16 protein-coding genes and 1 pseudogene are annotated in these 24,609 nt (G+C 35.9%); all 17 read right to left on the reverse strand.

What is annotated here, in order from left to right; genetic code table 11:
• Positions 1-35: 35 nt before the first annotated feature.
• The 17 genes and pseudogenes from ACTJJ9_RS10690 to ACTJJ9_RS10770 all read right to left on the reverse strand — a co-directional run bounded on the left by ACTJJ9_RS10690 (position 36) and on the right by ACTJJ9_RS10770 (position 24,284).
• Complete coding sequence (locus ACTJJ9_RS10690) at positions 36-869, reverse strand: amidohydrolase family protein (protein ID WP_145583619.1); 834 nt, start codon at positions 867-869, stop codon at positions 36-38.
• Positions 870-931: 62 nt separating this feature from the next.
• A complete protein-coding gene (locus ACTJJ9_RS10695; RefSeq protein WP_145583617.1) occupies positions 932-1,945 on the reverse strand; it encodes a zinc-binding alcohol dehydrogenase family protein in 1,014 nt (337 codons plus the stop codon).
• A gap of 393 nt (positions 1,946-2,338) precedes the next feature.
• A pseudogene (locus tag ACTJJ9_RS10700) lies at positions 2,339-3,481 on the reverse strand (glycosyl hydrolase family 8).
• A gap of 54 nt (positions 3,482-3,535) precedes the next feature.
• The gene (locus ACTJJ9_RS10705; protein WP_145583615.1) at positions 3,536-5,119 is read right to left on the reverse strand and encodes a glycoside hydrolase family 43 protein; all 1,584 of its coding nucleotides are present in this window, start codon (positions 5,117-5,119) and stop codon (positions 3,536-3,538) included.
• A 60-nt stretch (positions 5,120-5,179) separates the two neighbouring features.
• Positions 5,180-6,190 (reverse strand): endo-1,4-beta-xylanase, encoded by a 1,011-nt coding sequence (locus tag ACTJJ9_RS10710; protein ID WP_145583613.1) that lies wholly within the window; start codon positions 6,188-6,190, stop codon positions 5,180-5,182.
• 37 nt (positions 6,191-6,227) lie between these two features.
• Positions 6,228-7,142, reverse strand: a complete 915-nt coding sequence (locus ACTJJ9_RS10715) for a carbohydrate ABC transporter permease (RefSeq protein WP_249922032.1) — start codon at positions 7,140-7,142, stop codon at positions 6,228-6,230.
• A 12-nt stretch (positions 7,143-7,154) separates the two neighbouring features.
• A complete protein-coding gene (locus ACTJJ9_RS10720; protein ID WP_095301910.1) occupies positions 7,155-8,129 on the reverse strand; it encodes an ABC transporter permease in 975 nt (324 codons plus the stop codon).
• A 94-nt stretch (positions 8,130-8,223) separates the two neighbouring features.
• Positions 8,224-9,870, reverse strand: a complete 1,647-nt coding sequence (locus tag ACTJJ9_RS10725; RefSeq protein ID WP_249922033.1) for an extracellular solute-binding protein — start codon at positions 9,868-9,870, stop codon at positions 8,224-8,226.
• A gap of 217 nt (positions 9,871-10,087) precedes the next feature.
• Entirely contained in the window at positions 10,088-11,839 is a 1,752-nt protein-coding gene (locus tag ACTJJ9_RS10730; protein ID WP_145583611.1) for a sensor histidine kinase, read from the reverse strand.
• Positions 11,836-13,413, reverse strand: a complete 1,578-nt coding sequence (locus ACTJJ9_RS10735; RefSeq protein ID WP_145583609.1) for a response regulator — start codon at positions 13,411-13,413, stop codon at positions 11,836-11,838. The genes ACTJJ9_RS10730 and ACTJJ9_RS10735 overlap by 4 nt, the downstream gene beginning before the upstream one ends.
• A 91-nt stretch (positions 13,414-13,504) precedes the next feature.
• The gene (locus tag ACTJJ9_RS10740; protein WP_145583607.1) at positions 13,505-14,146 is read right to left on the reverse strand and encodes a YesL family protein; all 642 of its coding nucleotides are present in this window, start codon (positions 14,144-14,146) and stop codon (positions 13,505-13,507) included.
• Positions 14,147-14,706: 560 nt separating this feature from the next.
• Positions 14,707-15,867 (reverse strand): Gfo/Idh/MocA family protein, encoded by a 1,161-nt coding sequence (locus ACTJJ9_RS10745; protein ID WP_145583604.1) that lies wholly within the window; start codon positions 15,865-15,867, stop codon positions 14,707-14,709.
• 47 nt (positions 15,868-15,914) lie between these two features.
• Entirely contained in the window at positions 15,915-16,688 is a 774-nt protein-coding gene (locus tag ACTJJ9_RS10750; RefSeq protein WP_145583602.1) for a sugar phosphate isomerase/epimerase family protein, read from the reverse strand.
• A 378-nt stretch (positions 16,689-17,066) separates the two neighbouring features.
• Positions 17,067-18,596, reverse strand: coding sequence for an extracellular solute-binding protein (locus tag ACTJJ9_RS10755; protein ID WP_145583600.1), 1,530 nt, complete (start codon positions 18,594-18,596; stop codon positions 17,067-17,069).
• Between the two features lie 221 nt (positions 18,597-18,817).
• The gene (locus ACTJJ9_RS10760) at positions 18,818-21,427 is read right to left on the reverse strand and encodes an exo-rhamnogalacturonan lyase family protein (RefSeq protein ID WP_145583598.1); all 2,610 of its coding nucleotides are present in this window, start codon (positions 21,425-21,427) and stop codon (positions 18,818-18,820) included.
• Positions 21,428-21,570: 143 nt separating this feature from the next.
• The gene (locus ACTJJ9_RS10765) at positions 21,571-22,419 is read right to left on the reverse strand and encodes an AraC family transcriptional regulator (RefSeq protein WP_145583596.1); all 849 of its coding nucleotides are present in this window, start codon (positions 22,417-22,419) and stop codon (positions 21,571-21,573) included.
• A gap of 359 nt (positions 22,420-22,778) precedes the next feature.
• Entirely contained in the window at positions 22,779-24,284 is a 1,506-nt protein-coding gene (locus tag ACTJJ9_RS10770) for a right-handed parallel beta-helix repeat-containing protein (protein WP_145583594.1), read from the reverse strand.
• Between the last annotated feature and the right edge of the window lie 325 nt (positions 24,285-24,609).

A 24,609-nucleotide genomic window follows, 5' to 3' on the forward strand; every position in this document is an offset into this window, starting at 1 on the left:
TTTTATGAGTATGCGTTGCAAAACCACCATATCTTTCATTCTAGGGTTAATCGATAAAAATCGATCGCGTTCTCCCCAAAAATCCTCGCTTCTTCACGTTCTGTTAATTTAGGAAGTGTTTGCAGCAATAGTTCATACACTTCATCATAACTTGCTGCTAGTAAACAAACAGGCCAATCGCTTCCATACATGATGCGATTAATTCCAAAGGTATTAACGATGTGATGTACATAGCTTATGAAATCTCCTTTTTCCCAGTTTGAGTGGTCTGCTTCCGTAACCATACCAGACAGTTTACAATACATGTTAGGATATTTGGCAATTTGTTCAATTTGGCTTTTCCAAGGTTCCATAGTTCCAGCTTTGATATCCGGTTTCGCAATATGATCGATAACTCCATGTATGGGGACTTGCTTTAATAAATTCAATACAGCTGGCAATTGATCCGACTTTACTAAAAGATCTATAGGTAAATCTATTTTTGAAAAATAAGAAAAGGCATCTAAATAGATTGGTTCTAAAATCTTAGTTGCATCCTCCATATCTTGAATCATAATCCGTATGCCAACAAACTTAGTGTTTTCTCTTAATCTATTAAGTTGTTCTTTATAAAATGGATTTTCTATATCGACCCAACCAACGACACCAGCTATCGTTTCCGACTCGTTACTAAGCGCGAGGATAAATTCTGTTTCTTCTAATGTTGGTGCAGCTTGCACGACAATAGTTTTATCAATTTTATGTTTTTCAAGATATGGTTTTAAATCCTTTTCGAGATAATCGCAATATAGTTTCGGAATATCTGGCGTTATCCAGCCATAATCATTTCTGCTTATTTTCCAATAATGCTGGTGAGAATCAATTCGCATAATTTGTTATCCTTTCTTTAAGGTAATCTTTCAATAAACTGATTTGAGCAATTGATGTATTTTTACAGTTCCACGATAGCTTTTATAACACCCTCTTCAGGCTTTAACCATTCTTTAAAGGAATCTATTATTTGATCAAACCCTGACCGATGAGTAATGTAGTCACCTACATCGATTTGCCCGTTCTGAATAGCATTTATCACATAATGAAAGTCCTCCTTTATAGCATTGCGACTTGCCATTAATGTCAGTTCCTTTGCATGAAAATCCGGATCCGAAAAAGAGATATCTGATTTTACCAGGCCTACAAAAACCAATTTACCTCCATTTGCTGGATAACGGAATGAATCTGTCATCGATTTACTATTCCCAGTTGCCTCAAAGACAATCGTCGGCATATCTCCACTTGTAATATCCTTTAATGCATCCATTGGAGATTGTAACGCATTGATGATGTAATCGACATTTGCCCACTTTTGGCAAAATTCTAATCGTTCTTGATTAATATCCATAGCAATTACTCTTGCACCTGCCTGTTTAGCTAATGACATAACCCCTAAACCAATAGGACCTGCCCCAACGACAAGCACAAATTCACCATTTTGAATTTCTGCACGTCTTACAGCATGTGCACCAATACTTAGAGGTTCAATAACAGCAGTCTGATCCAATGATAACCCTTCCGTTTTAATTAAATGACTGTACGGTACAGATATTTTTTCACACATCCCCCCATCTATATGAACGCCCAAAACGTTCATATGTATGCAACAATTTGTCTTTCCTTTCCGGCAAGCAATACATTGCCCGCACCCTAGATAAGGAATAATTGATACTTGGTCTCCCTCTTTTAATCCAAATGAATTTTCATCAATTGAATCAATAATTCCTGCTAATTCATGACCAAGAATCCTTGGGTATTGAAAAAAAGGCTGATTTCCCTTAAATGCGTGTAAATCTGTACCACAAATACCAATTCGTTTAATTGCAACAATTGCTTGTCCTGGTTTTTGAACAGGTAATTCTCTTTCGGTTACTTTCAAAACATTAGGCTGTTCACAAACAATAGATTTCATGTTTTTCCACCTTTTTAGTAATTTTAGAAATAATTTACCCTATCTCAAACATCGTGTTACCGATAACATTAAGATAACACCCGATAATTCAATAAGTCAATACAAATTAAACAGGATAATGTTTATTCAAACCATTTCAAATTTATAACTAAAAAAGCGACCACGAAGGGTCACTTTTTAGCGAAAAATATTATTTTGGAGAAGTAGTTAGCATCAATAAATTGGTATTTCTTTGCTAGTCTTATTCTTACTATTAAAATGACTTTCTGTACCAAGGTAACCTAAAAGTGGAACACTATTAACTGAATAAGGCCCTTTGAAATTGCTAGTGTAAATCCCCGTTCTAGATTGTTAGAGAAACGACTTTGTAACAGGTTCTTGCTTCTTGAATAATCATTCCTCTGGCATCCATATTTTAAAATTACCGCTCAATGCCAACAAACTAAAAAAGTACAAACAATTGTCATAGTATCTACGATTACCGGTCCGTACAGGAGTATTCCAAAATAGCTCTACACATTTCTTTGCATGATGACCTGTTGTAGCAAGTGATGCCATAGCATTTGAAGCGATAAGACCGACAGGATGAAGTGATTTCTCTTCAAACGGTTCTCCGGAAATTTTATAGCGACGATAATCGTCAGGATCTTTATCTACAAAAAACTGTTGAATTCTTTCATTTATTTCTATCGGACATTGTTCATCTTTAAACCATTCATAATCTAAGCCAATGTTGCAAGCTACTCGGTAAGAATCACTGAAAAAATGTCCATATCCATTTTCATTATTTGGAGTTCCATCATAATATGCATACTCTGGTGCTAATCCTGTAACAGGATGACAGGCAATTTTTAAGTATTTTCTACTTGCGTCTGCTGCTTCTTTCCAAAATTGTCGATCTTCTTGATATGCCCATAATGAAAACAGCTCATAAAAATGTGGTAAATGATAGGAAGGATCAGTAAATTCTACATTTGGAATAAACTTTATCAATTTATTCTCGGGATTCCACATCGGAAACCCTTCTCCTGCTTCTCCCTTGTGAATACAGGTTCTCAGTAAGTCCCTTGCTTGTTGTCCGTAATTAAATATTCCTTCACCATCACCCCAGCGATGGGAAGCAAAAAATAATGACAACGCGAAATATTCTTCTCCATCTGGTGCTGGTCCATACGAACGCTTTGAACCATCTGGGTTACAAGACCAAGCGAAATAACCAGCATTCTCTCCTTCTGACATATACATGTTTTTATATGTCCATTTCCATAGACGGTCAAATGTGTTTTTTTGATCCATTTGAACAGCCATCATCATTCCATAAGACATACCTTCTGTTCAGACATCTAAATTTCCAGTATCTAGTATGTATCCTTCATCTTTTCCAACTTGATAATAGATTTGCGTATCAGGATGCTGCTCTGAAAAAAGTTTATTCCATGTATCTTGTACTCTTTCATTAATAGCTTCATCAGAAAATCCATATTCTCGCAAAACGTTTCGATAAGTTCTGTTATATAATAATGACGTGTTCAACATTTTAATTCCTCCCATCTAAACTTTATTTATCACATAAACAAAGTATTTGCAAATTTATCCCTTTTTTACAAGTTCACTAGCTAATAGATGACTAATTTCATTGTCCCCTTTATATTGAACCCAATCAAAAAATGCAGGTGTACTACTCGCTTTTCCATTTCCTGTTGCATATAGACCAAGACATACTCCGGTAAATACACTTCCATATCCGCCATTTTCCTCTTTAGATAAGGATGCCAACTGGCTTTTCCCTAGACACTTCCATTCTTCTCCTTCTTCTGCAAATCTAAAATGGTAATCCTCATCATCAGACATTATGCTTAATTTAATTCTTTTATTTTGAAGTAAACTACGTGTCATTTCTTCTGTATGTCCCTGAATTGTTTTTAATGCAACAACTACTCTCTCTCCATTTATTTGTTTAACCGCGATTTCATAATGTGCGTTTTCATTTAACCTAACTGATAAACCAGCTTCTTCACCATCATTTTCAGGTTCAAACTCAAGCAATGCACTCAATTCCATCTTAATGTGTTTCTGTGGTTTACAAATAAATGTCGGCGTGCCTTTTTCATCACTTAAATTATCTGGTCCACCATGCAAACTTAACCACCCTTTGCGATCAGTTAAGGAGTAGTTTTTCTCACATTTAGCTCTAAGATGAAACCAAGTTAAATCAAGCCTATCCTGTTCAAAATCATCTTTATCTAGAAAGCATTCCTCTAATTTATAATTTCCAGTCAGATTCGTTGTTTCCATAACACCATTAACAATCCCCTCATTGTTATCAATCATTGGCCATCCATCTTCTGTCCAATTTATAGGGGCTAAAAACGTCTCTCTTCCTAAAATCGTATATTTTTGGTTAACAGGGCGTGTCCCAAGAAAAACAGCCCACCAATTCCCATTAGAATCTTCAACAAAATCAGCATGCCCAATGTTTTGTATTGGATGATCGTTCATTTGATTATGTGTCAAGATTGGCGTATTTAACATTTCAAAAGGTCCATAAGGCTGGCTACTTTTCGAGATGATCGCTCTGTGATCTTCTCCTGTTCCACCACATGCACAGAGTAGATAATAGATTCCCCGTATTTTATATAAGTGTGGGGCTTCAGTCCATTGACCACCATCTCCATTCGATATGACAACCGGAGAAGTTAAAGCCTCACCTGTCTGAATATTGATTTCATATTGAATAATATGTGATTCATATCCAGCACCATTTTGAACCGTTACATAAACCTTTCCATCATCATCGAACATGATAGATGGATCAATATTCCCGTATGGAATTTTAATCGGATCTGACCAAGGACCTTGAGGGTCTGTTGCTGTTACATAAAAATTCCCCGTACCTGATACGTCAGTCGAAATTAAATAAAATGTACCATTATCATATCGCAAAGTCGGTGCATATAAACCGCCAGAGCTTCTGCTATTTCTTAGGTTAACTTGACTATCTCTTGTTAGTACACTACCGATTTGCTTCGAATTAAGTAAATCTTTACTGTGGAAAATTGGGATTGCAGGAAAATATTCAAAAGAGCTAGTTACTAAGTAAAAATCATCTTCTCCTACTTTGACGATACTTGGATCTGGATAAAAACCAGGTAAAATCGGATTAAGATATTTCATCCTCCACATCTCCTTCATTCATTTGTACTAAATAAAATCGTTCAAAATTTTTCTTGCCTCTTATCTATTAATCACTTGCCAAAAGGATTGCTTAGGCTGATGATGTTCATCGAATAATAAAGGCCAGTTTTTTCTTCCACGAACAGGAAAATCATCGAGCCATGTGTAATCATCCGCTGCTCCCCAGAAAGTAACGGACGTAATGACGTCTGAATACTCTCTAAATAATTCAAAAAAGCTGTTGTAGCGCTCGGTTTGCTTGATTATCATTTCTTGTGTAGGAACTTTCACATCTGTTCGTTTATCGTCCACATCATATACAGAAACATCCATTTCAGTAATATGAATTTGTAAGCCTAAAGAAGCATAGCGCTCTATGGCTACTCTAATATGATCCAAACTAGGACTATATATATTCCAATGTGCCTGTAAACCAATTCCGTGAATCGGTACACCTTTCTCTACTAAACTTTTTGTCAATGAATAAATTTTTTCTCTTTTTTCTGGATGTGATTCATTATAATCGTTATAAAACAGCGCTGCATTAGGGTCTGCCAAATGAGCATATTCAAAAGCTTTATCGATGAAATCTTCGCCAACAATGTCCTTCCATTTAGAATCTCTTAAAAGGCTAACTCCAGTATCAGCAACAGCTTCATTCACAACATCCCAGCTATAAATTTGCCCTTTGTATCTTTCCATTACGGTAGAAATATGGGTATTCATACGTTCTAAAAGGGTGTATCTATCAGCGATTGTTCCTTTTTTAGTTTTGAAGACCCAATCAGGTGTTTGATTATGCCAAACAAGAGTATGCCCCCTAACACTTTTATGATTTTCGTTAGCAAATGATAGAAGCTGATCTGCTTTATCAAACGTAAAAGTCCCCTCTTCAGGTTGCAAGCTTTCAAACTTCATTTCATTTTCTGCTGTTAAACTATTAAAATGTTTAATAATTAACTCTTTTTGAGAATGTAAAGTTATTGGATTTACGGCTGCACCAACTTTAAAATCATCTTTGTATACTTCGGATAATGATGGGACTACTTTTTGAGCAGAATGTGTCGTCATCTTTTTCTCTCCTTCAATTATAGTTGAATACTATCCTTTACTTAACTGCCCCTAGCGTCATTCCTTTCACAAAATATTTTTGTAGAAACGGGTACACGCAAATAATTGGGAGACTCGCTACAATCGTCATAGTAGCCTGAATGGACTTAGGTGTAACAGCTTGGACGGCACGTTCACCACTAGCCTGAGCAGTATTCCAATCTCCATTTGAAGTTGCCGTATTTTGAAGAATTTTCATTAACTCATATTGTAAGGTTGTTAAATTCGGATTGCTTGAATTATACAAAAATACATCAAACCATTGGTTCCACTGACCAACAGCAACAAATAATGCTACAGTTGCTAAAACCGGTAAGGATAGAGGTAACACAATTTGGAAGAACATTCTAAAGTCTCCTGCACCGTCAATTCGTGCTTGCTCAAATAGACTTTTTGGCAGACCTTCGATAAATGACCGCATAATAATGAGATTGAAGGCACTTATTAAACCAGGTAAAATATAGACCCAAAACGTTCCGATTAAATGTAAATCTTTTATTAATAGATAACCTGGAATTAACCCTCCATTAAAATACATCGTCATAATAAATATGATTGTCACTGATTTTTTTAAAACAAACTTCTCTTGAGCTATCGCATATGCCACCATTGCTGTACATAATAATCCAATCCCTGTACCAACAACAGTTCTAGCAATCGAAACAATTATGGCCTGAATGATCGATGCTTGGCTAAATACATATTCATAGTTTCGCCAAGTAAATTCTCTTGGCCATAAATAGATTCCACCTTTCATCGAATCTGTTGCCGCATTTAATGAAAGGGCAATTTGGTTTAGGAAAGGGTATAGCATAATCACACTAAGCAATAACATAAAAATGATATTAAACGTATCAAAGATTACATCTTCTCTCGTTCTCATCAAACTCTTTCTTTTCATGACTCTTAACATTTTTTCCCCCTCCTAATATAGTCCACCTTGACCCATTTTTTTCGAAAATGAATTAGCAGCTACGAGGAATATCAAGCTTATAACGGTTTTAAACACTCCTGCTGCTGTTGCCAATGAAAAATTGAACATGGAAATTCCATAGTTGATAACAAATACATCAATATTCTCTGAATACTCGATGTTCTGTCCATTACCAAGCAAATATTGTGGTTCAAATCCAGCTTCAATAATGTATCCAATATTCATAATTAATAGGATGACAATTACTTGCTTCATTCCAGGAAGGGTAATATATCGAATCCTCTGTAATCGAGAAGCACCATCAATTTTTGCTGCTTCATATTGCTCTTGGTCAATCATCGATATCGCTGCTAAATAAATAATTGTATTCCACCCTACATTTTTCCAAACCTCTGAGGCACCTAAAATCCCCCAAAAATACTCAGCTTTTCCTAACCAAAGAATTTCATTGTCAATAATATTCAGTCCCATTAATAGTTCATTAATGATTCCATCAATAGACAATACAGAGGAAATAAGCGCAGCTGCTACAACCCAAGAAAGGAAGTGAGGTAAATAGCTAATGGTTTGGACAACTCGTTTAAATTTTAGATTTGTTAATTCATTTATTAATAGAGCTAATCCAATGGCAGTAACAAAGCCTAAAACGAGATTAATAATGCTTTGAGCTAAGGTATTTCTAAGTACTCCTAAGAACCGATCATCTGTAAAGAGAAAGATAAAATGTTTAAAGCCTACCCATTCCTGTTCGGTAAATGAACGAGCTGGTTTGAAATCCTGAAAGGCCATTGACCATCCCCATATTGGGAAATATTTAAAAATAAATACCCAAATAACAAATGGCAATGTCATTAATAATAATGACTTTTGACTACGGCATTTTTTTATAAATGCTTTCATGCCCTTTTCTTGATTTAGCTGAACAATTAAAGGTGCATCTGTTTTCGCCTTTGATTGTGCTTGCATATTTTGACCTCCTTTTCCTATTTGATAAACTCCTTTTAGAATGAAAAGGGCTGAACTTCTTCCTATCGATCATTCAGCCCTCTCATAATGCCTCTTATTTACTCATTAGCTCTGCTTCTTTTTTAACGGATGCCTCGATCACATCTTCGTAGGCTTCGTAAGGCAATTTATCAAATTCCTTTTTAAATTTATTCCACTCTTTTTCAAAGTTAGCTGGATCTGCGAGGATGATGTCAGGGTACGAACGCTTAATAAGATCACGAGATTGTTGGTCATATAGCTGTGCTTCAGAACCAGTCTCAATCGTTGCATCCCAGAATGGGAACCATGGTGCTGGATCTGGCTCTGTAAATAAATCAGTGAACGTTTCTATGTTGTACGCTTTAAGAAACTCTTTATCAACTTCATCATAGGCAAGCTGAGCAACTTCAGGCTGAACAGCTGGATCAACAGAGTTACCGTCATCAAAAGTACCGCTCATGATTGGCCAATACCATCCAAGTGCAGTAAATCCAAATTCGTCTCTAAACTCTTCTTTGCTAACTAAATCAATTTGTTCTTGTGTCCGAATAAAACGACCTTCCTCATTTACTTCATAGGTTTCGCCTTCAATTCCCCATGTAATGAGCTTTTGCGAATCGATTTTTGCCATGTGATCTAAAAATTTTATAATTCTTACCTGATCTTCTTCAGGAGTACCTGTCGTTAGTCCCATTCCTGGAGAGGTTACGAAGGATTCTGGATTTAAGTATTGATCTTTAATTCCATCCTCGAAAACAATAGGGAAGCCCATATAATCATTATAAGGATCATCATCTTGCTCAAGTGTATCTAGAGCTGTACCAGATTCCCAACGTGGCCCAAACCATCCAACAACACGCCCTGAAGATATTTTCGCTAAATACTCATCATAGTTTTGGGTAAACGCCTCTCTATCAAAAAGTCCTTTATCATTTATTTCATTTAATATTTTCAGCCATCTCTTTGTCATGTCTTTATTATGATAAACAGATACCTCTAATGTTTTATCGTCAACAATAATTCCTTCCTGTTCACCTGATAAAAAGGCTGGTGGGTCAAATAGCTGACCAACATGCCAATCATACTGTAATAATGTATATGGAATCGTATCTGCACCATTTGTTTTTGGATGTGCTTTTGCATATTTTTCAACGATTTCAAAAAACTCATCAATTGTTTTAGGGTGTGGATAACCTTGCTCTTTTAATGCGTCCCGTTTAATCCAAAATGCACTTTGTCCAACATTTGGAGGCTTAATATATCCATTTGATACACCAGAAGGAAGAATATAAATATTTCCATCCTCATGTTTCATTTTTTCCCAAATCGGATCATATAATTTTCTAAGGTTTGGAGCATGTTCCTCAATCAGATCATTAAGTGGAACAAATCCACCAGCATCAATTACATCATTTGTTGCGTTTTGCGCGTTTAGTAATTCTGGATATTCTCCACTAGCAATCATTGTACCTATTTTTTGGTTACTATCTCCCACGATATGTTCGATGTTAAAGTTAACCCCTGTTGCTTCCTCGAACATTTTTCCGATTTTTGTATCACCTGTATTGACATCTTTACCTGTAGAAGATGCATTAAAGAATGTGTAAGTAAAAACTTTACCTTCTTCTTGTCCTGAACTTTCTTTGTTTGAACAAGCAGTAACGACGAACAACAGTAACATGAGACTCAAAAACAAAACTAGAGACTTCCTATTTACCACCTTAATTCCCCCTTTTTCGAAGTTAATGATTGCTTCACCCTATTGTTGTAAGCACTTTCATTATAGCTTAGACACCTATTTTAAGTGACCTTACAAAGTATAGTTTTTACTTTGTAAACTATAGTCCTCCTTTCATATAAAGAAAAACCAATGTACACCGTTAAAAACGATACACATTGGTTACTGTTTTTATCGTAATAACTTAAAGAAAGAATAATTAATACTTATGTTCAAAAAATGGGACTTGAATTTTTACAGTTGTTCCGATTCCTTTTTTACTTACGATACTAAAATCAAATTGATTAGAGTAATGTAACTTAAGACGATAGTAGACATTTTTTATCCCCACATGTTCGCCAATGCTGGAAACCTCCTCTAATGATCCGAGAAGCTGTTCATATTCATTTTTTTCCATCCCCTGGCCATTGTCGTTAACCTCAAATACTAATCGATCATTTTCGCGCTTTATTGAAATGCTGATCATCCCTTTGCCTTTAATCGGTTCAATACCATGAATACTAGCATTTTCAACAAAAGGAATGAGCGACATGTTTGGGATAAGACACTTAGAGGCTTCTGGATCAATATTTATTTGATATTGCATTTTATCGTCAAATCGGTAATGCTGTATTTCTAAAAAACATTTAATTAAATAGATTTCTTCGTCAACAGTAACCCAATCCTTCCCCCAAATAAATGACTTTCTAAGCATTTTTGCGATATTTTCGATAATCTTAGCTGTTTCATCTTCATTTTTTAGAATGCTTCTCATTCGAATTGTTTCTAAAACATTAAATAAGAAATGTGGGTTAATTTGGCTTTGTAAAGCACTCAACTGTGCTTGCTTTCGTTGTAATTCTAAATCTTTTTTTTGAATATCAGCCACATACACTTCCTTAATCAGTCTCTTTATTTTAGATGCCATTCTATTAAATGCATGGGTAAGTTCACCTATCTCATCCTGATAATTAACACCTTCTATTAGTTCAAAGTTTTGATCCTCTACTTTCCTCATATGCTTTAAAATACGCAAAATCCGCATATGAAGGGAGCTTGTTATATAAATGATAAAAAGAGATGGGAAAACTAAATTAATAAGTGCTAAATAAAGGATGAAATTACGTGATCCTTTAATATCCTCAAGTAAAACTTGCTCTTCTGTAACAGCAATAACCTTCCACTTATTTAAATATGGAAGATTATATGATTCCTCAAATATGATCTTATCACCAGGCAATGTAACAGAGTCGTATGGAAATTTCCTTTCAGACCAATTTATCGTTGTATTTGTCGTATACTCAATTGTTCCTTTGTCATTTACTAAATATAGCTCTCCAGGAAACGTCACATCATGAAAAATACTAGACATTAATCCTGACTCCAGATTAATTTCAAGGATTTTTTGCGTTGAATTTTTAGAAACAAAATTATCCATCTCTCTGATTAAACTGAACATATCATGTTTCCCTGAATCCCCAACCGTACGGATTAAAACTGGGTAGGAGCTTCTTATTAACTCTGATTCCTTATACCATGTAGAATCTTTAACAAGTGTGTCAATTTTATTAATCCCACCTGCAAAAATGACGGTATCATTATCGGTGTATAATTTTATCGAATGAACAGATGGATAAAGTGACACTTCCTTACTTATATCACCGAAATAATCATGATAGGCGTGGATAAAATCAATCGTTGAGGTGTATTTCGTTTCTAATAGATTGTATAGTTCATAGTCCGTATATATCATAGAGGAAATTCCAACCGCATCATCTATCGCTGTTTGAAAATCGTTAGCTATTTCCTTTACAGTAAGTGATAAATCATTCATTTTCTGATTTCTAACATTATTTGTCGTAACATGATAAAACACAATATGCGTTAATGTGATTGGAATAAAAACAGTAAAAATATAAATGATAAGTAGTTTGTTTCTTAAACTTAAATTATTAAACTTGTAGACCCTCATGGTAGCTCCATTTCATCCATTTTTCTCAATATTTTTTTTCGGTATTGAGTTGGTGTCATACCAGTGATTTTTTCAAATTGAGTGACAAAATAATCCGAATTAGAAAACCCAACGACTTCAGCTACCTGATAAACACGCATATCTGTTTGTCTTAGCTTTTTCTTCGCTTCCTTAATACGAACTTGTAAAAGGTAATCTTTAAAATACATGCCATATGTTTTTTTAAATAGCTGTCCCATATAGACAGGATTCATAAAAAATTGATTTGCAATACTCTTTAATGTAATGTCTTCTTTGTAATGCATATCAACGTATTTTTTAATTCTACGAATATGGACTGTTCCAGATTCTTTGTTCAATTGATTGATTAATGCTGCAGCTTCTAATATAAAATCCAAAAATATCCCCTTTATCACTTGCAACGTTCGAGGCTGATTTTCCCAATTTAACATGATTTGAAGGAAGGATAAATTTTTCTCATCCCCCTCCATTGTCTGAATCGTTTTTATTACTTCATGTACCACCCGATTAATGGATGTTTTTACCGCATCTTTTGCAAACGCCTTGTCTTGAAATTGCTCAAACATTTTATCAATTGCATTTTTTATCTGCGAAGGCTGATTTTCCTCAATGTACTCAAAAAGTGTTTGATAGATAGTTTGGTCAAGCTCGATGTAATTAACATTGGACACTTTTGTTTTACCATATATAATTGGGCTTTCTAAAGATTCCAAATATTTAAATTGTAAAGCTTTTATCGCAGTATCATACGTTTCCTTGATATCATTGGGATTATTGATGATTTTTCCAATATAGAGAGAAACTTCTGTATTCAAGCTGTTCGTTAACTGCTTTTTTAATGCTTCTGAAAAGTGAATGATATTTCCATTAAATTGTTCCATTTCCTCACTTTTGACTAATATGCCGATACGATTATTCCCATGGTCCCGAAACAAAGTACTAGAATGATAATGTTCACCATGGAGCATTTTACTTATAATATCACGCAATTTGGCAACGTTTACAATAATATTATTAATCTCAATAATCATGTAAGCCATTCCTGTTGTTTGGTTGATATTCAACTTTTTCATGCAATCATGACGATGTGCTTCTTCTAATTCTTCGGTTAACAATTCATTAAAAGCAGTAGTAGCAAGTATATTGTTTCTATTTCGGTCAACCTGTAGCTTTCTCTTTTTCTTTTCCGCAACCTTTTTAAGCGTTTCTTCAATCTCATCTTTATCAACTGGCTTCAGTATGAAATCATCCACACTATACTTTACGGCTCTTTGAGCATACTTAAAGTCACTATACCCTGTTATAATGATAAAGTTAGGTGGAGATTTCTTCGTTTCAACAGTCTGCTTAATCAACTCAAGACCGTCTAACACTGGCATCTTAATATCAGTTATAACTAAATCGGGATGATTCGTTTGGATATACTCTAAGGCATCCTCTCCATTATCTGCTTCTGCACAAACTTCAAAGCCACAGCCTTCCCAATCAATTAGATTAATCAATCCTTTGCGAACAAATCGATCATCATCTACTAAGAATACTTTATATGCCATAGCTATTTTCCTCCAATCATGCGACAAATAATGTATGACCTTAAATGCAACACTCTCATTTCATCATATCACACTAAATTCGCGGGTAGAGTCACATTCTTTCATTAGATGTTTGCTGCTTCCCCTCTAATCTCCGAAACCCAACTAAAGCACAACTCATCATGATTAACGCAACTGTGCTGGAAGTTACTAAAGGAATCAAACCTGGTATAAGAAATAGTAGAAAACATAGGAAGGATAATCCAATGACAATTAGAAGTGTCATCATTGGACTAAGAATGCCGATTAAAACAGCATGTTTAAAATATTGTAGAAGTTTCAAATGATAATGTACATACACTGGAATAATATATAAGAAAGAAATAACGTAAATAATCGTTATGAAAATCATCCCTGTTTGAAACACATAAAATGATGCACCTGTCATATTTTGAATAAATTGAAAATCAAGATATAACAAATAACCGATAACTAGGTAGATTACTCCGATAACATTAGACTTGAAAAATTCTTTCCTATAAGTGATAGCAAAAGTTTTCAAAATTTGTTTACCAGTGCCATCCTTAAGAAGTAAGTGCCGAATAACCGCAAACATTGCAACCGTTGCTGGAAATATACCAAAGACAATGAACCCAGCAAGTACACTCCCTATCCAAAGTAAATTTATATAAGCTAACCACATAATCCATTCTAATAAATGATAAAACTTCGAGATATTGAGAACTTTCCCCAATTTTTATGCTCCCTTCACTACATGATCATATGACTTTAAAACTTGCTTTCATAGTTTATAAACAATAGTTCACTCATTATTTTTGTGATAAGCTCAAAATTAATAAGAATACATTTTTACTGAAAAGAAGGTTGAAAAATCGAACTCAACCTTCTTACCTCAGTAAAATTTTAGAATCTTAAATATCAGAGTTATAAATATATATAATAGAAATTTTTGTAAGCACTTTCATTTTAACTTTTAGTTTTCAACTAGGTTACCCTACAAAGTAAAGATTTTACTTTGAAAAACTTAGTCGGTTAGCAAAAAGGAACTATAATCATGTCACTAAACCTCTTATTGTGAAATTGAAGGAAAATAATTTTAGTCCCTAATATAAAAAACTCCAATACCATATAAAGGAATTGGAGTTTCTGAATGTTTTGTACCAAAGCGTACATACCATATATTCATTTTTATAACATAAAGAGGAAAAAAATTAATTTTAGTTAGAATTGCAGATAAACAGAATGCTGTTTAATTAAATAACTAGGCAATGAATCTATCAGCTTTTTCTCCCCCTAATGAGTCCCCGACACATCCAAATTCACCTTACCGACAGCCCTTTTCTGAAATGTCGAATTTCTTATTTTCTCTTGCAGCTTCTCGTAAAAAAGCTCCGCATCAATTGGCAGGTCCACTGGCTCCTTTAACCAGGAGGACAAATAAATCGCATTGGAGATTTCCAGTCCCTTGATTCCCTCTTCCCCTGGAGCCAATAACGGTGTTCCTTTTGTAATCGAATCAATCCAATTTTGCATGATTCCTTGATGTTCGGTATGTCTACCTTTAATCGGGATATCAATTGTCCAGCATTCGGGTCTTCCAAAGCCACCGGTATAGGTTGCATTGAATTCACGCTCAGATTGAGTTAAGCGGTGAAAGGTAAGCTTGCTGTTCTCAACAACTAGCTTTCCGCGGTCACCAGTGATTTCAAAGCGGTTTGTTCCAGGTGCTTCACCAGTTGATGTGATGAATACGCCTGTTGCTCCATTTTCATATTCAACATAGGCGGTAAGATCATCCTCAACTTCAATATCATGATATTTACCATAGCTGCAAAAGGCATGGACCTTTTTCGGCATAAGTCCTGTTGTCCATTGCCATAAATCAAGCTGATGAGGTGCCTGGTTTAATAAAACCCCACCGCCTTCTCCCTGCCAGGTTGCTCGCCACTCACTTGAGTCATAATAGCTTTGTGAGCGGTACCAATCTGTGATAATCCAATTCGTTCTTTTGATTTCTCCTAGCTCACCTGAAAGAATAAGCTCGCGCAGCTTTTGGTAAATTGGGTTACAGCGTTGATTATACATAATCCCAAATACCTTCCCACTTTCCTTTGCCGCAAGATTCATTTCCGCTACATCCTTCGTATAAACACCAGCAGGCTTCTCAATAAGAACATGCAGTCCTTTCGCAAATGCCTTCATTGCCAGTCTTGGATGATCATAATGTGGCGTTGAAATAAGGACTGCATCAAACACAGCTGTGTTAAAAAAATCATCCTCATCTCGAAAAATCTTCACATTATCATCTTGACCCATTATCGATTCAAGCTCGTTTTGAAAAGGATCACATATAGCAGTTAGAATAGCTCCCTTTATTTTCCCTTCACTTAATGCCCTTACATGCGATCGACCCATATTACCAATTCCAATCACGCCAACTTTAATTAAACTCATTTATCTCACTCCATATTATTTAGATCATTTCTCAAAGATGAACCTCTCTACCGACTAGTACTACCGCTTATTTTTTCAGCAAATTGGGTAAGATTTCGTAAACTTGTTTCTAAGCATCTTAATGGCGGACCCTCACAAATATCCTGCTCTACTACATACCATTCGATCCCATTTACTTCCCCCCATTGAAAGATTGGGAGAAAATCGATAACACCTGTGCCGACTTCTGCAAACGTTTGTCGTTCATCATCCGTCATGTCCTTTAAATGAATAATCGGCATCCTTTTCGCATATCGCTTGATATATTCCAACGGTTCGATGCCTGCCTTTTTTATCCAAAACACATCGATTTCAGCTAAAATGCGATTATCATCTAATGGATCAAGGATATAACTTAGTGCATCTTGCCCCTCTATATCAATATCAAACTCAAATGCATGGTTATGATAGGAAAACCGATACTCAGGCTCATCCTTTGCCAATTGGTTTAATAATTTTTTTATTTCCTTGTATTGCTCGCAATTTCTAAATTCAGCTGCTACATGGGGAAGAATAAGATCCTTTGTACCATACAAATTTGCTTCATTTAATACTGCCTTGAGATCATTCTTTAAACGATTCAATGAAACGTGCATTCCTGCTGCTAGTAAATTATTTTCTTTTAATCCCAACGCAATCTCGTTTGGATCATAATCCTTAGGCAGGCCAGATATTTGCACACCTGCCCAGCCCATCTCCTTAATGTTTTTAAAAATTGGACGGATTCCCGTTTTTAATTCTTCTCGTAATGTATACAATTGGACTGCAAATTTATGCTTCAAAATTGACCATTTCCTTTCTCCAAATCGTTTATCAGCTTCCTCTTTCTCATTGCTGTGTTATATTGTTTTATATTGAAACTCGATTCAGATTACCCGAATTTTTTAGACTATTCCAATCTAACTTCATATAATTTGATTAATTAGCAATATTATAGATTGATAGAAGGATCGAATCATGGCTTCATATTGCTTTGTTTTCTCAAAAAAATAACTGATGCTGCCATTTCGTCATCGTAGTGATCCGCTTTTGATTCATAAATAGATTTGTTTCCACATTTTGTTTTAAAGTTCCCACATTTCCCTTTCATGCCACCATATATTTCCCTTGAGTTAGAGGATGAGCATTAACCTCACCAACCGACTTCACAGCTCATTTGTCTATTTGCTTGCTTCCTTGTATAGTTTATTGATTTCTTCAATATAATCGTCTCCACCGGTGCTACGCCATAATTCAATTGCTTCTTTAAATCCCGTTTCATCGATTTGCCCAACGATAAATTTAATTCGTGCATCATTGATAATGTTGTCTAATTGCTGACCTTTTTGGGCATATACTTCAGAAACAAGCGATTCAGTTGGATTTGGAACAACGATTTCTTCATTCTCCTTCATGACCTGTGCTTCTTTGTCTCTTAAAGGTGTTTGGATTGGTTTGATAAAACGTTCTTCTGGGATGTATGGTTGGAATTGGTTAAATCCTGAGCCTTCTTGAGTAAGCGCTTCATTGTCTTTCTTTAAGTCTACATATTGACCGTCTTTTATTTCGTAATGACGCCCTTCAACCCCATTATTTGCTAGCATTTGTGCTTCCTCGTCATTTAATTTATCAATAAACGTTAATACCTTTTTTAGCTCTTCCTCTGTTTTTACACTTGATTTAGGGATGGCAAGCATTCCAGAATATCCTGAAGTTGGAAGGTTATGAAGTCCTGTAGGTCCTTCAACAGCACCAATCACATCGATTGCATCTTTCATATTCGGATCTGCAGCGAGCATATCCTCTTCGGCACGATGGGCATGGTCAACAACATCTACAATCACCCCAGCCTTCCCATTTAGAAGCGGGTCTACCCATTTTTGTGGATCCATGACAGCAAAGTCCTCATTGATTAATTTTTCATCATAAAGCTTTTTGAAAAATTTAAGCGCATTGACATATTCTTCTGTCATAAAATCCGGTTGGAGGTTTCCATCAGCATCCTCTCCCCACTTATTTGGAGCACCGAACCATGTTTGCATAATATCAAATGGACCTGTGTATTTTGAAATAACCATTCCGTAAGTGTCATCCTTGCCATTTCCATCTGGATCCTCTTCTGAAAATGCCTTTAACATCTGATAAAAGTCGTCAATTGTTTTTGGTGTTTCTAGTCCAACCTTCTGCAGCCAATCCTTTCGAAATGTAATGCCGTGTCTCCCTAAAGGACGTGAGCGATAGATCCCGTAAATTTTTCCATCAATTGAGCTATTATTTAATATCATCTCATTTGCTTGACTTAAATTAGGATAATCCTTTAAGTAAGGTCCTAATTCCCAAAACGCCCCATCCTTAACTGCACTGATGAAGCTAGGCTCCTTTCCTGGAATCATCATTATATCTGGGAGATCTCCAGAGGCTAACGTAATGTTTAGTTTTTCTTGATATGAGCTATTCAATGCCCATGTGATTTTTATATCGGTATCTGTATATTCTTCAAGTGCCTTTAAAACCGGATTGTCGTCACCTGGAGGGTCTGTGTCAAATGTTGTTGTCATAATGCTAATCGTATTATTATCCGAACCGCCTTTTTTCGAATCACTGCTTGACGATTCTGAATTGCTGCATGCGACTAATGATGAAGAAAGAAGCACCGTTGAAAGTAAAGGTAGGACTATTTTTTTCCTTAATTCTTTTTTACCTTTTCTCATTTCGATCAATCCCCCTGTAAGTAAATAAATTTATTGGAAACAAGCCATCACTGTGTGAATGGTTTTGCTTCTTCAATCATTTTTTAAGTACCAATCAACCAAACAATCAATTCCATCCCCCGATAAAATTTGCCGTTCATCTGATTTTTCGCTATAATTATATTGGTAACTTATGGGCAAAAATCAGTTAGATATAAACTGCTAATAAATAGCAGCCCAACTTATGTTAGTTGATTCATATTATCATGATCATGTATCTTTAGATTAGAAGGTAAATAATCACCGATTAACTCCAAGGCGATTATCGTATTTAAACACCATTGTGATGTGGTATTCGTCGTTATCGTAGGAACCTCTGTTAACTTTCTCCATGCGTGTATTTCATTTTCCTCCATTGGCAGCTTTACCTGATTTACTTCTTTATTGAGTAGTAAATTCCATGCTTTCGCAGCAATAGACGGGCTCTTTTTCTTTGCAGCTGCATAGGCGACGATGTCAGCGGCTAACATACGATTATTAAATAATTTGTTATGCAGCTTTCCATTGCTTCTTTCTAGCTTTTCCTCCTGACTTAATTCATAAAATTCGCCGAACTCAGCAAGCATCTCTTCCCATTCTTTGTCTTCTAAAACTTCAGCTAGCTCCATCCAAACTTGTGGTCCACCAAAAGCGATAATCATATGATAGCCACCTGCAATGCCATCCCCAATATGATAGAGCTCATTTGTCTTGGGATCATACCGAAAGGTTGGTCCTGACAGCAAACGTAATGGCAATTGTTTGAACGTTTCAATTCCTTTAATGATTTTATTTCGATAATCGATATTCCCTGTTCTCTCCCATTCAGATAACCAATTTGAGCAAAACGCCGCCCAATCCGGCCCTACACGAACATGTGTCTTATATTGATCATCCGGATAAAATTCTCTCATTGGGTCTAAGTTTGCAAGAGCAAATTCTGCATCTTTCACTTCTATTAATAAATCTCTCGTCCGTTCATCTGTTGTGAGAAAATAATAATATTTATGGAGGCCAGCCATACTTATCCTCGCTTCCTTACAGCCACATCCCCAATGGACGACATTATGTCTTGAGCCAAGTCCAGCATATTCTCCAAAATGATAGACATCGACCTCACTTGTATGGCGGGTCATCGCCTCAGCCATTTTGAAGATATCTTCCCGCCCTGAACGTAAGAAGGAAATCCATAGCCACATATTCGGCACGAGCTCAGTATTTTGCCAAGCAAAGCCACCTAAATCATATCTCCATTGATGACGGATCGGGTCATATGTATGCATGACATCTCCATAATTCCAGAATCCATACCATCTACGTTGATCAATCTCACGTTTATAAAAGCAAATCGCTTTATCAAGCTCTTTTTCTAGCTGTGCTTTTACTGGATGACTTGTATCAGGTAAACTCCAAACTCCTAACGCTTTTGTCTCATAATAATATTCCGGCTTACAAACTAAGAGGATTGGTGCTTGCCATTCTTCTACCTTTTCAACGAGCTCTTCGTCTGTTGGAATTGCGCGATAGCATTGCAAAAATACTTCACTAGTGTTAGCAATTCCATATGGGGTTGCCCGCATTTCGTCAAAGCCTTCATAAGCACTTACAACATGCGTTTCTTCACTATAATGCCTTAAATCCATTGCCTCACTGTCAGGTGACCAAAACCATACTTTTAATTTTGTTGCTGCTTGATTTAAACCAGTAATTTCTAAAGTGGAAGGGAACTTCTGCCAAAAGCTTTTTACACCAATGCCAATCCCACCCTTTTCTCCACCTGTATACATCATTCCTTTTGCTCTATTGCCATGTGTTGATTCAATCCATGAATAGCCATTCTTTGTACGTTTGACAATCCGGTAATGGTCTGCTGAATCCTGGGTTAGTTTAAAATCATTCCAAATGGCGTTTTGTTTGACATGCTCAAGGAAATTTTGATCTTTTTGCTCCGAAAAATCGATTACTTCTCCTCTTATTTGTTTTTCATATAGTCCATCAGCATTTCGATGTCTTCTTGTTAACAAAATTTGAGCAGGCTCTGAATAAATTCCTTCATCACAAGCAAATCGACAATGGCGGTTCCACGGTTCACCGCTTAAAGGTAGCGAAAATTCCATTCCTAATCCTTTAATAAAATCTATTTGAGGGTCTCCATCATAGAAAAAGGTATGAACCATTCTTATTGAAGGAGATTGTGCATAAAAGTAGATACGTAAATGGAAAGGAAGCCATGATTTCTTAAGATTTTTTGAGCTACTTACATGCTCACCTTCGATTTTAATGACACATCTTAATGGACCATCTTGTTCAATTTCCACATGGGTAATCTTACTTTCAAATGGGACTTGTTGGATCGACTTTATTTCTGAAGTCTCACCCCTTATCTCTTGAATGGACATCAATCTCCCCTTTTCCCCTAATACAGATGAACCGCTAACAATTTTCTCGATAAAATGGCTGCCTTGCTTGTTTATCGTCCATTGGATTTCTTCTGTATCTACGATTATCTGATTTTCAAGATCTATTACACGCAATGGATTTTTCGGATGTTGATTTTCGCCAACTTTTAGTTCATACCTATTGCCGTTTGGTTGAAAAACAGCGCTGTGACCTGTCCATTTAACACTCCCATCAGGCCAATAAGCCATCGGCCAGCTTTGAATTGGAATTTTCTTACGATCCTCTTCAATGAGCGTTATGTTGTCTTCTTTTTTTAGCTGGCCTTTTTTCCATGGAACTCCCCATGAAACACCCGCTTGTGCTTTAGGACGATGCTTTAACCATTTTAATTTCAAAAAACCACAACCCTTCATTTTGTTTACACAAATGTTTACGACAATTAGAGATCATAGTTGAAAATGAAATCATATTTTATAAAACGCTTACATTTTATTTCATAAAGTAAAACGTAACTTTTCTTTTAAACCTCTACTCTCAATATCCAATATTTCTACTATCAGCTTTGCAAACGCATTTTTCGATACTCACGAGCTGTTACACCAATTTTCTCATTGAAGTATCGACTAAAATGGGAGGCACTTTCAAATCCACACTCATAGGCAATTTCATGAATGGCTTTATTAGGCTCCATTTCTAGTAAATATTTCACCTGTGTTAGGCGACATCCCATAACATATTCCATCACGGTATATCCTGTCATTTCCTTAAATACATGGGAGACATAGGACTTACTCAAATTAAGTGCTTCAGCAATTGTGATGAGTGTTAATTTTTTCATATAATTGTGTTGAATATAATTTGCGATATTCTCTGCATGCTCGATTTTGTCACCCTTTTGATTCGGGATTTTCAGTGAGACAAGCTGTCCTAGCTGATACACTTTGATTAATATTTGGATAAACAAAACCTTCATTTCTGTTTCTGCTAGCTCATCATGATCATCCGTTTTATTCTTAAGCTCTGATAGTTGATAAATCAATCCTTCTAATTTCTTTGATTGGTCACTCTCATATGTTCGAATTAAACAATGATGCAGCTTTTGAAAAACTTCAATTAAATACATACATCCTAGCTCTTCCAATAATCCTTTAATCCACTCTGGTGAAAAATGAAGCAGGCTTCGGACATAATCCATATTCGGATCAAAATTTGGCCTATGCATTGTCAGGCCATCCATAAGCAAAATATCACCAGGCTCTAAGTCATAAATTTTATTATGGATTAAATAGCGGCATGATCCCTTGTGAAAAAAGTAAATTTCATATTCTGGATGGGAATGAAAGTCAAAAGAATAATCATCCTTACCTTTAATCCTATGTTTTACCCGTAATACTTCCTCCTTCAAATCACCATTCCTCCCAGTGAAGCTATTTTCATTTTATCTTAAAAATGTCATCATTTCGTTACCTGAAACTGTCTTGATTATATAGGAAATTGACTGAGAGTGCTTTAAAAAATTGAAGAAAATCTATTATACGAGAAAAGGTTGATTTTCGTAGATTGCTAATGATGAAGTTATTTTTAACAAATTATATGGGAAAACCTTAAATGGCTTTTGCTAAAGAAGTTGTTTACATCTATAAACTCCCTTTGAAGTAGATTCCCTATTGTGAAAAACTTTTCAAAGCGTGCAAAGCCACTGATTATTGCACCCTTAAAAAACACCCACTATAGTAGTAGGTGTGTCTGTTACATATCCAATCCTTATTTAGTTATTAACGAATTCCATGTATTCGCCTCTCGAATAAGAATATTTGCTGCTTCCTTCTTTATCTGTTTTCCTGCTTGAGCCTTAATCTGATGGATAAAAGAAGATAGATTGCGATTTTTTAGTTTCTTTTGGAGGCTGTTCGCAATTCCAACATGATCGATTGTGCCGTCATCGGTAAATGTAGTCACGAGATCCTGTAAAGATAAAAAAGGATCTTTTTGGTCAGCGAGGTAGCCTAACTTATATTTGTAAAGTGGACTAGTTGTTATAGGACGCATAAAGGTTACATCAGGTAAACTGCCATCAGGCTTTCTAGGTGCAGATAATTGGCTTACATCAAGACTATAAAAATCAGTCGTATTGATCTTAATCCCACCATAAGTTGTCCAAGAATTATTCGCTACATTTTCTGGCTGATGATTATCATTTAAAATGGTTGTCCCGATATATGCAATGTTATTGTGTAAAACTTCTCTATAACCAGGGATGTCTTCCACACTAGTCGGACTAACACGCTCAAGCATATTGAAGTTAGCACCATAGGATAAACCATTATTATAGGCTGTGTTATTTATCCAATTAGCTGCTTTTCCTGGCTGATGATTCGCATAAAAGCCGTTAGCTCCGTTATTAACGGCTAAAGAATATCTAACAGTATGAACTGGTATTGGATCTGGCAGACCAGATGTTCGATACGAATATCCACCGACCTTAAAGCCATTTTTGTCACCTATCCCGTTCTGATTACCCCTATTATTGAAAGCCCAACAATGGTCATAAACAACTGCCCCAGTTGAACTAATACTGTCAAATCCATCATCACTATTATTCCATGCCCTGGAGTTAAAGAAGGAAACTGGACCTCCATGAACACCAAAACCATCTGTATTTCCAGCTGATATGTCAGTTGGTCCAATGTTGTTATAAGCATCAGAATTTAATACAATACCTGTCCCTCTTCCAGTATAGTAGAAACCATTTGCTTCATTATCATGTGCAGCCATATTTTCGAAATTGGCTTCACCCCTAATTCGAAACGCTTCAGATTGCTTTTGATTCCCTACTTTAACCCCTACCACATCAAATCCCTTAAATGTGATATCTGTTACACGATCCTCAACGTAAAAGGCTGCCACACGTAAATTCGTTGGCACATGTTTAAAATCAAAGACAGGCCGTTCTCCAGGATATGCCTCATAGGTTATTCCACTCTTCGTCATCACATGGACATAATTATAATTACTATCCGTTTTTGCAATTTCAAACTCATCATAAACCCCTCCCCGTATATAAACGGTATCCCCTGAGGAGGCTACTTCTTGTGCTTTCATCATGCTTTTGAAAGGCGCACTTTTCGTTCCTGGATTGCTATCATTACCAGTCGGAGAAATATAATAGCTTGTCGAGCCTGTCCCTTCTTCAGCATAAACAGCATTTGTCAAAAACAATGCAAAAACGATACAACCGAACACAAACAAACTCCCGATCTTTTTCAACATGATTTCTCCCCTTTCCTTGCATTAAAATAGTTCAATGAATACTTATCTTCGTGAACAAGTAACAATAGATTACAAATAATGTCACCTCCTTTAATGCGTAACGAAAAAGCAGACGTTCTTCCCTATCCTCTAGCCCTTTTGAATTTATTTGCTTCTAGTTCATAAATGAGCCAAATCATATCGTAACCACACTCTTTCTCCCTCAATACACATGATGGACACATCCCCTATAAGATGCTATTGGACGAATTGGAATTTCGTAAATTTAGTTACGGTAGCGATTTTATTAATGTTAGTTTAGGGCATACGCTTAGGAATTTCATGT

Source organism: Metabacillus sp. 22489, assembly GCF_052044855.1.
Lineage (GTDB): Bacteria > Bacillota > Bacilli > Bacillales > Bacillaceae > Metabacillus > Metabacillus niabensis.

Bases quoted from the DNA above. Each gene is read 5' to 3' on its own strand.
- ACTJJ9_RS10690 (WP_145583619.1), bottom strand. From the start codon at position 869: ATGCGAATTGATTCTCACCAGCATTATTGGAAAATAAGCAGAAATGAT.
- ACTJJ9_RS10695 (WP_145583617.1), bottom strand. From the start codon at position 1,945: ATGAAATCTATTGTTTGTGAACAGCCTAATGTTTTGAAAGTAACCGAA.
- ACTJJ9_RS10705 (WP_145583615.1), bottom strand. From the start codon at position 5,119: ATGAAATATCTTAATCCGATTTTACCTGGTTTTTATCCAGATCCAAGT.
- ACTJJ9_RS10710 (WP_145583613.1), bottom strand. From the start codon at position 6,190: ATGACGACACATTCTGCTCAAAAAGTAGTCCCATCATTATCCGAAGTA.
- ACTJJ9_RS10715 (WP_249922032.1), bottom strand. From the start codon at position 7,142: ATGTTAAGAGTCATGAAAAGAAAGAGTTTGATGAGAACGAGAGAAGAT.
- ACTJJ9_RS10720 (WP_095301910.1), bottom strand. From the start codon at position 8,129: ATGCAAGCACAATCAAAGGCGAAAACAGATGCACCTTTAATTGTTCAG.
- ACTJJ9_RS10730 (WP_145583611.1), bottom strand. From the start codon at position 11,839: ATGAGGGTCTACAAGTTTAATAATTTAAGTTTAAGAAACAAACTACTT.
- ACTJJ9_RS10735 (WP_145583609.1), bottom strand. From the start codon at position 13,413: ATGGCATATAAAGTATTCTTAGTAGATGATGATCGATTTGTTCGCAAA.
- ACTJJ9_RS10745 (WP_145583604.1), bottom strand. From the start codon at position 15,867: ATGAGTTTAATTAAAGTTGGCGTGATTGGAATTGGTAATATGGGTCGA.
- ACTJJ9_RS10755 (WP_145583600.1), bottom strand. From the start codon at position 18,596: ATGAGAAAAGGTAAAAAAGAATTAAGGAAAAAAATAGTCCTACCTTTA.
- ACTJJ9_RS10760 (WP_145583598.1), bottom strand. From the start codon at position 21,427: ATGAAGGGTTGTGGTTTTTTGAAATTAAAATGGTTAAAGCATCGTCCT.
- ACTJJ9_RS10770 (WP_145583594.1), bottom strand. From the start codon at position 24,284: ATGTTGAAAAAGATCGGGAGTTTGTTTGTGTTCGGTTGTATCGTTTTT.